Below are 11,890 nucleotides of genomic sequence, written 5' to 3'. Positions count from 1 at the left end.
TTTTATTTAGTACTCAATCCTTTTCTAGTCATTACACCCCATCTTTTCTTTTTATTAAAATAATAATCATAATTTCCTTTTATAGCAGCATATAGAGTTAATGGGTGTAATAAGAAAGGTTCTAAAAAGGCTGTAAATATCAATTTATTACCAATTCCTTTTTTCTTGTATTGATTGTAAGTAAGTTCTTCTGAAAACAGCGTATACAGTGTAAAAATAATTGAAGAAAGGTATGCTGCCAAAAAGAATACTAATGTATATGGCCATTTAATGTCTCTTATTGTAAGCAAAACTAAAAAATAGATAATTCCGAGTACTTCTATAAGTGGTGCTAAGCGCTCAAAAATGAGCCAATATGGGTAACTTAACATTCCTAGAATACCATATTTATAATTAAACCCAATAACTCGATGTTTTTTTAATGTTTCTATGGTTCCTCGTGTCCATCTATTACGTTGAGATATAAGTATTTTATAACTATCTGGGGCTTCTGTCCAACAAAGTGGGTCTGGTATATATACTACTTTGTATTTAATTCTTTGTTCTTCCATATATCTTCTCATACGAACAACGATCTCCATATCTTCTCCAACGGTATTCTTATCGTATCCTCCAACTTTAATAGCCAAATCTTTATCAAACATTCCAAAAGCTCCAGAAATCACCAGGAGTCCATTTAATCTACTCCACGCCATTCTTCCCAATAAAAAAGCTCTTAAATATTCTATTATTTGCATTCGTACTAACATGCTTTTCGAAAAATTAATATCTATCAGTTTTCCGTCCTTAATTTTACATGAATTAGCAATTCTTATAACTCCGCCAGAAGCAATAACTTTTCTATCTGTATACTCTAAAAATGGCTTTATCATTTTTTGTAATGAATCTTCGAGTAACAGGCAATCTACATCTATACAAGCTATATAATCATTTCTACTGAAGTTTAAACCCACATTTAAAGCATCTGCTTTCCCTCCATTTTCTTTATCAACAACAATCAATTTTTCAAAAGCAGGATTGGTAGATTTAAAGACACCTGCTCTTAATGGCATTGTTTCTATTTGTTGATTTATTAAGTAATCAACCTTTACCAAATCATAAGTAGCAATGAGTTTTTCTAAACTATCATCTTTACTCCCATCATTCACAAGAATCACATCATAATGAACATAATGACTAGACAATAAGGATCTAACATTTTCAACGATATTTAAACTTTCATTATATGCTGGTGCAATAATAGAAATAGAAGGAGCAATTTCTGAAGACAAAATATCTTTATAGTTTACAAAACTATTTTTACGGATATAAGAAACTGTTTCTTTCATAGAAAATACAGCTAATATAATATATGATAAAAACACACAAAAAGCATATATGAATAAAAGATATTCAAATGCCAATAATATATAGTTAAACCAATTGTGCGTTTCCATTTTAATTATTTTCTATAAATCGAATAATTTCTTTATTAGAAATGTCTTCGTTACATATTTTAAACTCCTGAAATTTTACTGTATTAATTCTCTTTAAAATTTTTATAGCCAATACTTTTATTTCAAAAACAACATCATTTAAATGCTTTAAAACAAAGGATTCATCTTCTTGATCGGCCATGTTTTCTAGCAGTTTAAAAACTGCTAGTTGTTCTTTTTCTGTTAATTTTTTGTACACTTTTAAAAGTTGTTTTTTTGCTTCATTTATGTGAAAATAATTTAGAACCTTTATAACCTCAAACCTAATTTTGGGATTTTTATGATTGATTAACTGTAATAGACTTTCTTTATTTTCAATTCGATTGTGAAATTTTACTAGTTGAATTGTAAATAAAACCACGGAATCATTTTTAGAATTAAGCCATTTGGTTAAACTTGGCATTTCTTGATCATCTATTTTTCTTAGTATTTCAAGAAAACCTATTTGATCCCATATAGAGATCTCACTTTTTAGTTCGCTTAAAAAATCTAATCCTTTGTACCCAAACACACTTAAAAAATACAAATTTACCTGTCTGCGTACTTCTAATCTAGGGTGGTTAATATGCTTCGCTATTTCTTCATGAACTTCAACAATTTTTAGCATTCTTAAATCTCTAATTCCGATTACAACAATGTGCCAAATTCTATGTTTTAACTTAGATTTTGCTTGTTTTAACAAACCCAATTCAATATAAAGTTGACGAATTGAGTTCGTCATTTCTCCAGAAATCTCTCCAAGCAACTTAATAAGTATCTGTACTATTAATTTCCTTTTAGAATTGAGAAACAGACCTCTCTTTAACTTCGTAATTATTTTTCTTTGAGCTCGACTAATTACTTCACCTTCTTCACTCGCATATAAATAATTCACAATTTGCTGTTCGCATTTATTTATATATTGCACTCTAGAAACTCCTTCTTTTCTTAAACGATGCCTCAATCTTTTTAAATTAAAAACGGAAACGAGTATAACTAAGGAAAAAACAACAATAAGCAGCCACATTATTTTAACACCAACTGGTAAATCCTCAAAAAAAGATACTAAATTTAGTGTGAAAATCATAATAACACTAGGTTGTTAATGCTAGATTAATATTCTTTTTATTCTAATTATTAATTCATTGGGATTTAAAGGTTTACCCATAAAGTCATTTGCTCCTAAATCAAAAGATTTGATAACCATTTCTTCTTGACCTATGGCAGATAAAACAATAATAGGGGTTTGTTTTTTTAAAACATTTCGGACATGACTTATAACTTCTAAACCACTCACGAAATCCATCATAATATTTGTTAAAATTAAATCAGGATCTTGGGCTTCAATTAATTCAATTGCTTTTTTCCCATCTTCTGCTATAAATAATTGGTATCCTTCCTTTTCTAATAGAAGTCTTATTAGCAATAAAAACACTGAATTATCTTCTGCTAAAACAATTTTTTTCATAAAGCTCTTAATACGTTAAATTATATTTATGTTATATAATGAACCTCTCTTAAATATATTTAAAAATAGACTCCACAGAAAGAAAACGATACCAAAATATTTAATAGTAAGGTAGTTGATTTAAGTATCTCATAAAATGATATAGAACAGTTGTCTTAAATAATAGTTTTCTCACTAAGCAAAGTCTTGACAAAAGAAAACGTCTTGGAGTTTTTTGTAAAAGGCAATGGAATTGAGATTAAAAAAGAATTTCAAAATAAAATTTTCTTAATACTTTAGCGATTATATTTCAAAAAGAATATCATGAAATCTGGGAAGAAAATGTTTTGTATTGGCTTTTTGGTGATGATGAAAAAGTAAAATAAGATTGATAGATAAATTTTAGGATAGTTACATATGAAGTCTAGTTTCAAAAAAATAATCGTCGTTTTAATGTTTAGTTTTTTTACATCTGTAAATGCTCAAAAAATATTGTTTGTAGGAAATAGTTTAACCTACTCAAATAATTTACCAGACATTCTTGAAGATATTGCTAATAAATCAGGAATAGAAATTAAAACAAAAAGTTTGTGTTTTGCTAATTACGCAATCGCAGATCATTTAAATGAAGGGAAACTTCACAAAACACTATCTAAAAAAAAGTATGATTATGTTGTTGTACAACAGGGTCCATCGTCTCAATTAGAAGGAAAAAAAATGTTAATAGATGATGGAAGAATTTTAAAAAAGGTTTGTGATAAATATAATACAAAACTCGTTTATTTTATGGTTTGGACTTCTAAAAAATGGTATCACACATTAGATTTAGTAATAGAAAACCATAAAATTGCTGCTAAACAAAATAATGCTTTATTGTTTCCTGTAGGAAAAGTTTGGAAAGAATATAATAAACATAAAAACGTAGAATATTTATATAGTTTAGACGGTTTTCATCCATCTAAAGCAGGAAGTTTTTTAGCTGCTTTAACGATGTTTCATCGTTTATATCCAAAAGAAAATCTTCATCTTTTAAAATTCCCTGATTATAAGAAATGGATAAAAAATGAAGACTCTTTTAAGTTGATTATAAAACTAATTGAAGATAATTAAATTATCCCTGACATTGTTTTAAAACCCCTTCGGCTCTTGATAACATAAACTTCGGATAAAACTCAATGTCAATTTTTTCTTCTTTACTAAGTTCAATTGCACGTTTAATTTCGGCACAATAAGGTTTTGTAGACTTTCCGAAGAATTTGGCAGAACCCATATTCCATTCTGCGTTTCCTAAAATTACTCTTGGATTTTTTGGAGCAATTTGTAATGCTTTTGCATATAATTGGCTATTTTTTCCAGCTAAAGTCATACCGTATTTTTGTCCGTCAAAAGCAATATAACCTAAGTTTAAAAAAGCTTGTGTAATTAGTATTTCTGGGTTGTTATCTGAGTTTGATTTTGCAGCATCTAAAAACTCCTGAGCCTTTGTTAATTTTGCTTTTAATACAGTTTCGTCTTTTAAGCCAAAACTGCCTATAATTTCTACAGTTGCTGCATAATAAGTTGGTAACCATTTTGTTGGTTCTGCTTTAGAGATTCTTTCAAATAGTTGAGAAGCTTCTGTCATTTTTCCTTGTTCCCATAATCCGAATGCTTTTTGCATTCCTGTTTGGTATTTTGTTTGCGCTGTTACATTTAAGGCAATAAAAAGCCCTATGAATAAAAATAATTTTTTCATAATAGTTTGATTTTAAGATGTTTGTTGTTTTTTTGTTAAAGTGTAACTAGTTTACTTTTATTGAAATGGTTTTGTCTGAATCTACATTAAATTTAGAGTCTTTATATTTTGGAGGTCCCATAAAACCAGTTGCGTCATTAGACATTCCTATTGGTTCTTTCGGAATTCCAAAAAAGTTTGTGTCCATTTTTTTGTTATCATTTGCATCGTGGAAAGCAGAAATTGCATACACTCCTTTTGGCAAATTCTTAAATACAACTACTGTTTTTTTATTTTTGATTTCTGCAATTTCTCCTCTGTAACCTTTCTTTAAAAAGTTAGTTTTATTATTGTAAAGAGCTACAAAAAGACTTCCTTTATCAGATTTCATACCAGAAAATTCTACCGTTAAATTCATTGTTTCTTTTTCTTCTTGAGCATTTACAGTATTTGTAAAGCTAAAAATTAAAGTTGCTATTAAAAGTAGTTTTTTCATAGTTGTTGTTTTAAGATGATTCAAATATCTGATGTTTCTACGTGAAATACACAAGAATAATACCGAATTGTTGTTTTTTGATTCTGAATTGTTTTTTTTAGTCATAGCGGGAATGAATGACAAAGTAATTTGTTTATTTATTAAGAGATTGCTTCGTTCCTCTCAATGACGTTATTGTAAAGTTTAGCCCAGATTGAACGGTTTGTTTGAGCTCTTTTTTATTCCTTTTTAGGATAAAAAAAGCGAGTAGTGAAAGCTGGAAATAGCTTCTAATAAAATTATAAATTATCTAACTGATTTGTTTTTTTATTATCGCTAATTGTCCAGAAGAAACCTACAAAAAAGAACCTATCTGCATTTGGAATAATTGCTTGTCTATCGAAATTTCCATTTGGTTCTGCTGTGTTTTTGTAATTGTAACCAAATACATTTTGAGTGGCTAAAACGTTGTTTACAGAGAAATACAAAATCTTTTGTTGGTCTATTAAATACGCCCAATTTAAACTTAATGAATTGTAATTCTTCGTTTCATTATTTAAAAAACCAGTTTCATTTGGGTTTGTGTAATTTCTGCCAGAAGCAAAGTTGTAACTGAAACCAATTTGACTTTTCCAATCTTCGACCCAATGTTTGGCAACTACAGATAAATTATGTTTGGACGCAAAACTCGGTCTTGCTGCAGTTGGATAATTTTTGTAATCTCTTTCTGTGTCTAAATATGAATATGAAACCCAATAATCGGTGTTTTTAATTTTACCATTTTGTCTCCAGAAAATATCGAAACCTTTAGCAAAACCACTTCCGTTATTATTAAAATTACTGTTGAAAATTGGGGTATTATCATCGTATTTTACCAAGTCTTTGTAATCTTTGTAATAGGCTTCGATTCTAAAAATCTGACCTTGTTTTGTAGCTTGATAATTGGCAATTAAATGTGAAGTGTTTTCAGCTTTAAAATCTTGACTAAATTTTAAATATTCGTTTTTAGGATTCTGATAAAATTGACCATAAGCTAAAGAAAACTGCGAATTCTTACTCGCTTTATAAGCTAAAGAAACTCGAGGAGAAATTGTAAACTCGTTTAATAACTCTGAATGTTCTGCTCGAATTCCGATTTTTGTTGCTACGTTTTTAGAAAAGAAAATATCAGTTTCTGCAAAAGAAGCAAAAATGTTATTGTTAAAGCCATATTCAAATTTATTACTGTTGATAGCTGTGTAATCTTCATTAAAATCTGTCATAAAATATTCTGATCCGAAACTAATTTTAAAACGATTAGAAAACTGCTTTTTCAACTTCACTTTAAAGTGCATTGAGTTTTCGTTGTCTGTAACTAAATTATCAATAATTTTAAGATTAGAGTAATCATTTGTGAAACTCATACCTGTTTCTATTTTCCAATTATCACCAAATCTATTCTTGTAAGAAGTATTAAAATAAAGGTTTCTATTTTTTAATCCGAAACGAAAACCATCAACAAAATTAATGTCATCTTGTATTAAATCGAAATCTGTATAACTAAATGCCCCGTACAATTTTAATAAAGATTCATTCTTGAATTTATGTCTGTACACCATTTCTCCGCTTAAAGCTTGAACCGGTTTTTTCCAAGTATTTCTATCGGGGAAAGCTTCTTGATAAGGAGCTAAATTTATATAAGAAGTATTTACGCTAAAAGAATTGTTACCCCAAATCTGCGTGTTTCCAACACCTAAACCTAAAGTCATAAAAGACAAATCTGTTTTTTCTTCAACAGGTTCGTCAATGGTATTTAATTGCAAAACGCTAGATAATGCTTGTCCGTATTCTGCAGAATAACCACCTGTAGAAAAAGAAATTCCTTTAAATAAAAACGGTGAAAAGCGTCCACGAGTTGGAATATTTCTTGCGGAAGCTGCGTAAGGAGTGAAAACACGAATTCCATCAATAAAAATCTGAGTTTCTTCAGCTTCTCCTCCACGAACAAAAAGGCGTCCGTCTTCATCTACTGTAGAAGTTCCTGGAAGTGTCTGTAAAGCGCCCATAACATCGCCCAAAGCACTTGCAGTTGTAACAATGTCTAATGGTTTTAAAACAGTGACTTTTGCTTTTTCTCCGGCTTCAAAAGTTCCTGCATTTATAACAACAGCATCCAAAGCATTCACATCATCTCTTAATTTTATTTTTAAGTTTTTGAATGATGAAATATCGGCTGTTTTAATATAGGTTTCAAAAGAAATAAATGAAATTACTAAAGTTTGTGTTCCTTTTTCTGATGTAGAAAAAGAGAATTCACCTTTATCATTTGTTGAGGTTCCATCGTAAGTTCCGTCTAAATATACACTAGCGCCTAAAATAGGGTTGTTTTTAAAATCAGTAACTTTTCCTGAAATTGTAGTTTGTGCAATTAGAGAAAATTGACAAATTGTAAATAGTAAAAATAGAATGCGTTTCATCTTTATGGTTTTTGATGATACAAAGATGTGGCGTCCTTCTCTCTAAAAGTAAAAACAAATACCGAGTTGTAATTTTTGAATGATGAATTGTATTATTTTCTCTTTTGTAAGAAATAGAATAAAAATCCGCTTGCAAAGTATAAAATAACATCAATAAAGTCTTTGGTATATCTTGCTAAATATTTAGGAAAAATGTATTCGAATAAAATGCTGTACATCAAACATAAATATAAAATAACCCATAAACTTAAAGTATAATTTTTGTCATTTTTAGACCATTTTAGGACTTGTAAACTGATATAAAGAATGATTGGAACAATTAAAAAGTCATTTACATAATAACGAACAAATCGTGGTAATTGAAAATTAAAGTAAGAAGAAAAATAAATAAAACTGCCTGCTATTACAGAGAAGATAAAATAATATAAGAGTGCTTTTTTCATTTTATCCTGCTGCAACCATTGTAATAAACCAAGCTAAACCAGCACCAATTGCACTAACTATCATTATTGATGAATATAAAATCCAACCAATAATTCGATATAAAAAGAAAGGATGTTTTTTTAAACGTTCTGCTAAATTAGGATTCTCTAACTCATAAACAGCAGCCTCAATTCGAGTCTGTTTAATTTTGGCTTCTTTTATTTCTCTTTTCTTTTGATGAGAAATTAGTGTATTGCAATTCTCACAATAATCACGATTGGTATTAAAAACACCACAATTCGGACATTTTATAATCCTTTTTCCACTCATAATTCATCTCTAAAAGAAAACTTATTTTTCTTCTTATAAGGTCTTATAATTAAACGAGTTTCTCTATCAAAACGAATATAATTATACACCCAATTTAGAAAAACAATTGCTTTATTTCTAAAACCGATTAAAGAAAACAAATGCACAAACATCCAAACAAACCAAGCAAAAACTCCTTGAAATTTCCATTTAGGTAAATCTACCACAGCTTTGTTTCTACCAATTGTTGCCATTGAACCTTTGTCATTATAAACAAATGCTTTCTGTTTTTTATTGAATAATTTTGCTAAAATATTTTTTGCGGCTAATTTTCCTTGTTGAATAGCAGGTTGTGCCATCATAGGATGTCCGTAAGGATTTTTTTCAGAAGACATACAAGCTACATCACCAATTGCATATACATTTGGATGATTTAAAACTTGACTAAATTCATTCACTTTAATTCTTGCAGCTCTTTCTATTACACATTCTGTGTTTAAGCCATCAATCATTTTACCTTTTACTCCAGCTGCCCAAATTACAGTTTCTGCTTTAAAATGATCTTCACCATTTGTAGTAACCGTTTTTCCATCATAATCTAAAACACGTAAATCTTTCCAAACATTTACACCTAAATCAATTAAAAAATCTTCTGCTTTTTCAGATGCTTTATCACTCATTCCTTTTAACAAACAACCAGAACTTTGTATTAAGTTTATCTGCATTTGACGGATATCTAAATCAGGATAATCTTTTGGTAAAATCCCTTTTTTCATTTCTGCTAATGCTCCTGATAATTCAACTCCTGTTGGTCCACCACCAACAATTACAAAATTCATTAAAGCATTTCGTTCTTCTAAATCTGATGTTAATAAAGCTTCTTCAAAATTCTCTAAAATTAAACTTCTAATGTTTAATGATTGAGGAATAGACTTCATTTCCATGGTGTATTTTTGGATATTTGTATTTCCAAAAAAGTTGGTTGTAGAGCCTGTCCCTATAATTAATTCATCATAATCTAGATTTCCAATAGAAGTTTCAATTGTATTATTTTCAGGATTGATTTTATGCACTTCTGCCAATCTAAAATAGAAATTATCTACATCATTGAAACGTTTTCTTAAAGGAAAAGCGATAGAATCTGGCTCTAAACCACCAGTTGCAACTTGATATAATAAAGGTTGAAATGTATGGTAATTGTGTTTGTCTATTAATACAACTTGTAATTCTTGTTCTTCTAAACCTTTTGCAGCTGCTAAACCTGCAAATCCACCACCAATAATTACAACTCTAGGAAAACTTGTTTGTGGAATGTTCATATCAGATTTTTGGATTGTTAGATTTTTAGAAGGACAAATTTACTGAAAAGGAATTTATTGATTGAAAGAAAAATTACTTGAATTTTATATCTTTTTATGAGGCTTCTCGATACAAAATTCTCGAAAAAAGAATTTTACTCGAAGTGACAGGATGTTTATTAGAGTGGTTTTTTTGTATTTCAGAGATACGATTACTTTACGAAATAAATTAAACATACTATTTGTCACGCTGGAAGCGTCTCACGAAATATTTAAAAACATTGTGCAGAGATTCCTACGGAATGACAAACTGTGTGGGGAAAATGAACTTTATTTAAAACCTCTTTTTATTTCTTGTAAAGTCTTATCAGAGTTGATGAATTCAGAAATAACTTCTAAGTATAAATCGTCAATATTTTTATCGAAATATTTCGCCCATTTATCATCTAAAAATAATTGAGTTATTTGTTTTGTTCTTTTTTGTGCTTCAGAAAACGTAAACAAACGGTTTGTAGTTTTGTCGTTTTTAGTTTGAAGTTTCACTGATTTATTATCAAAATTAACTTCAATATAAAATATTTTTTCCGTGGAGTTAATAGGGTAGAAGTCTGCCCATTTTGCAAAACCAATAACTATTTGTTGATTCTTGTAATTTTCGTTAGAAATTAACTTCCATCTGCAATTGGCAACTCTTCCCCAATGATTAGATTTTCTATACACACCTTCATAAGTATAGAAATACATGCTTTCAGATTTACTTTTGTAGTTTGTGTCTTCAGGAAATTCAAAGTTATCTATTTGTGTAAATTCACAAAAAGTATGTTTAAAAAAGCTGTTTCTGTTGTAGGTTTTCAAAATTGTAATTTAAAACGTTTTGCGAAAATAATGAAGCAATCTGAATTATCATAATGAGATTGCTTCGTTCCTCGCAATGATCTGTGTTAAAAAACTATTATTTATTGTTAAAATTTCTTTTATTTCAGAAAATATAAGTTTTGATGATTTTCATTGTAAATTTGTTTGTTAGTCGCAATAGAAAAAATTTGCTTTATTAATTTATTAGCTATTGCAATTTTAATTACTCTCTCGGGTTTTCCTTTTTCTTTAAGTCGTTCATACATTTCGATACAATTTTTATTTACTCTTTTTGCAGACCAACTACATAAATACAAAAGTTTTCTAATTTGAGGTTTGCCCATTTTACAAATATGTCCTTTACCTTTTACACTTGTTCCTGATTGATATAGCCTTGGACTAAATCCTACAAAAGCTGTCAGTTGTTTATAGTTATCAAATTTTGTGAAATTATCTGTAATAACACTCATCATAATAGCCGTTTTTAGCCCGATTCCTGGTATCGTTTTTATTCTTTCAACCGTGTCTTTATAAGCTAATCTTCCTATTTGCTCTATCTTTTTTTCAAACTTATCAATACGTCTTATTAATAATATTAGTACTTGTTTTAATTCTTTTCTAAGATCCGAACTCAACAAACCTGTTGCTTCAAAGGATTCTAATTGTCTTTTTGTTTGATGTTTTTGTTTTTTTAGTAATTCTAAAGCTGTGTAAAGTTGTTTAATTTCTATACTAGGTTTACTCTCTGGACACCATCTTTTTAACTCATATTGAGCACCATATTCGGCAATTGTCTTTGCGTCTTTTTTATCTGTTTTTGCTCTATATAATCTTGTTTGACTATATCTTCTAATTATCAAAGGATTTAATACACATACATTAAAACTAGATGCATGTAAAAAAGTTGCTAACTGAACATAATAAGGACCACTAGCCTCCATTACAATCCAGTCTGATGCACTAATCAATTTAATAAATTGCTCAAAACCTGTATTTTGATTCTTAAAAATTTTGTGAATCCATTTATCTTTTTCTAAATAAGAAACATCAAAGGTTTGCTTACTAATATCAATTCCTATAATTTTACTCATATCAAATGTTTTTATAGAAAAATTACTACATTTACTTATCAATCCTAAATACAGACTTGATGGTCTAATGATCTGTTCAAGTTTATGTAGTAAGGGGTAAAGTGATTAGCATTGCGAACGGTCTTTAATGACAAATGACGGACTATAATCTTTTCCTTTACCCTTACTTTTCTTGTTAAATATTAAATCTAATTTAAGCTTTTTAAAAACAGATCCTTATTTTTACAAACATAGGATGACGCATAAAAAAACGCAATCAAATGAATGATTGCGTTTTATTTATTTAAGAAAGTATATTTCTTTTGAATAGATTCCGTCTTTCAACGGGATAAGCGATTCACATAAAATTTCTAATGAAATTTTTGTTC

12 protein-coding genes are annotated in these 11,890 nt (G+C 28.8%); 1 reads left to right on the top strand and 11 read right to left on the bottom strand.

The window, feature by feature from the left end; translation table 11 throughout:
- Positions 1–2: 2 nt before the first annotated feature.
- From BTO07_RS07490 to BTO07_RS07480, 3 genes are read right to left on the bottom strand one after another with little or no spacing between them, the layout of a single operon-like run.
- The gene (locus BTO07_RS07490) at positions 3–1,436 is read right to left on the bottom strand and encodes a glycosyltransferase family 2 protein (RefSeq protein WP_087520642.1); all 1,434 of its coding nucleotides are present in this window, start codon (positions 1,434–1,436) and stop codon (positions 3–5) included.
- Between the two features lies 1 nt (position 1,437).
- Complete coding sequence (locus tag BTO07_RS07485) at positions 1,438–2,541, bottom strand: HEAT repeat domain-containing protein (protein WP_087520641.1); 1,104 nt, start codon at positions 2,539–2,541, stop codon at positions 1,438–1,440.
- Between the two features lie 21 nt (positions 2,542–2,562).
- A complete protein-coding gene (locus BTO07_RS07480; protein WP_087520640.1) occupies positions 2,563–2,922 on the bottom strand; it encodes a response regulator in 360 nt (119 codons plus the stop codon).
- 432 nt (positions 2,923–3,354) lie between these two features.
- Here BTO07_RS07480 and BTO07_RS07475 point away from each other — a divergent pair, with 432 nt between their 5' ends.
- The gene (locus BTO07_RS07475; protein ID WP_232457103.1) at positions 3,355–4,011 is read left to right on the top strand and encodes an SGNH/GDSL hydrolase family protein; all 657 of its coding nucleotides are present in this window, start codon (positions 3,355–3,357) and stop codon (positions 4,009–4,011) included.
- 1 nt (position 4,012) lies between these two features.
- Here BTO07_RS07475 and BTO07_RS07470 read toward each other — a convergent pair whose 3' ends face one another.
- The 8 genes from BTO07_RS07470 to BTO07_RS07435 all read right to left on the bottom strand — a co-directional run bounded on the left by BTO07_RS07470 (position 4,013) and on the right by BTO07_RS07435 (position 11,522).
- The gene (locus BTO07_RS07470; RefSeq protein ID WP_087520638.1) at positions 4,013–4,636 is read right to left on the bottom strand and encodes a hypothetical protein; all 624 of its coding nucleotides are present in this window, start codon (positions 4,634–4,636) and stop codon (positions 4,013–4,015) included.
- Positions 4,637–4,682: 46 nt separating this feature from the next.
- Entirely contained in the window at positions 4,683–5,111 is a 429-nt protein-coding gene (locus BTO07_RS07465; protein WP_087520637.1) for a DUF2141 domain-containing protein, read from the bottom strand.
- Positions 5,112–5,389: 278 nt separating this feature from the next.
- Positions 5,390–7,546: a TonB-dependent receptor gene (locus tag BTO07_RS07460; RefSeq protein WP_087520636.1), complete on the bottom strand. Its 2,157-nt coding sequence runs from the start codon at positions 7,544–7,546 to the stop codon at positions 5,390–5,392.
- 92 nt (positions 7,547–7,638) lie between these two features.
- Positions 7,639–7,989, bottom strand: coding sequence for a hypothetical protein (locus BTO07_RS07455; protein ID WP_087520635.1), 351 nt, complete (start codon positions 7,987–7,989; stop codon positions 7,639–7,641).
- Between the two features lies 1 nt (position 7,990).
- Positions 7,991–8,299: a hypothetical protein gene (locus BTO07_RS07450; protein WP_087520634.1), complete on the bottom strand. Its 309-nt coding sequence runs from the start codon at positions 8,297–8,299 to the stop codon at positions 7,991–7,993.
- On the bottom strand, positions 8,296–9,597 hold the full coding sequence (locus BTO07_RS07445; protein ID WP_087520633.1) for an NAD(P)/FAD-dependent oxidoreductase: 1,302 nt from the start codon (positions 9,595–9,597) through the stop codon (positions 8,296–8,298). The genes BTO07_RS07450 and BTO07_RS07445 overlap by 4 nt, the downstream gene beginning before the upstream one ends.
- A 309-nt stretch (positions 9,598–9,906) precedes the next feature.
- On the bottom strand, positions 9,907–10,431 hold the full coding sequence (locus BTO07_RS07440; protein WP_087520632.1) for a hypothetical protein: 525 nt from the start codon (positions 10,429–10,431) through the stop codon (positions 9,907–9,909).
- Between the two features lie 119 nt (positions 10,432–10,550).
- Positions 10,551–11,522 (bottom strand): IS110 family transposase, encoded by a 972-nt coding sequence (locus BTO07_RS07435; RefSeq protein WP_087519519.1) that lies wholly within the window; start codon positions 11,520–11,522, stop codon positions 10,551–10,553.
- Positions 11,523–11,890: the final 368 nt, after the last annotated feature.

The sequence above is a fragment of the Polaribacter sp. SA4-12 genome (genome assembly GCF_002163675.1).
Classification (GTDB): Bacteria; Bacteroidota; Bacteroidia; order Flavobacteriales; family Flavobacteriaceae; genus Polaribacter.
Note: the sequence above shows the minus strand (reverse complement) of the source record. Positions and strands in the feature narration are given on the sequence as shown.

Bases quoted from the DNA above. Each gene is read 5' to 3' on its own strand.
- BTO07_RS07490 (WP_087520642.1), bottom strand. From the start codon at position 1,436: ATGGAAACGCACAATTGGTTTAACTATATATTATTGGCATTTGAATAT.
- BTO07_RS07485 (WP_087520641.1), bottom strand. From the start codon at position 2,541: ATGATTTTCACACTAAATTTAGTATCTTTTTTTGAGGATTTACCAGTT.
- BTO07_RS07480 (WP_087520640.1), bottom strand. From the start codon at position 2,922: ATGAAAAAAATTGTTTTAGCAGAAGATAATTCAGTGTTTTTATTGCTA.
- BTO07_RS07475 (WP_232457103.1), top strand. From the start codon at position 3,355: ATGTTTAGTTTTTTTACATCTGTAAATGCTCAAAAAATATTGTTTGTA.
- BTO07_RS07470 (WP_087520638.1), bottom strand. From the start codon at position 4,636: ATGAAAAAATTATTTTTATTCATAGGGCTTTTTATTGCCTTAAATGTA.
- BTO07_RS07465 (WP_087520637.1), bottom strand. From the start codon at position 5,111: ATGAAAAAACTACTTTTAATAGCAACTTTAATTTTTAGCTTTACAAAT.
- BTO07_RS07460 (WP_087520636.1), bottom strand. From the start codon at position 7,546: ATGAAACGCATTCTATTTTTACTATTTACAATTTGTCAATTTTCTCTA.
- BTO07_RS07455 (WP_087520635.1), bottom strand. From the start codon at position 7,989: ATGAAAAAAGCACTCTTATATTATTTTATCTTCTCTGTAATAGCAGGC.
- BTO07_RS07450 (WP_087520634.1), bottom strand. From the start codon at position 8,299: ATGAGTGGAAAAAGGATTATAAAATGTCCGAATTGTGGTGTTTTTAAT.
- BTO07_RS07445 (WP_087520633.1), bottom strand. From the start codon at position 9,597: ATGAACATTCCACAAACAAGTTTTCCTAGAGTTGTAATTATTGGTGGT.
- BTO07_RS07435 (WP_087519519.1), bottom strand. From the start codon at position 11,522: ATGAGTAAAATTATAGGAATTGATATTAGTAAGCAAACCTTTGATGTT.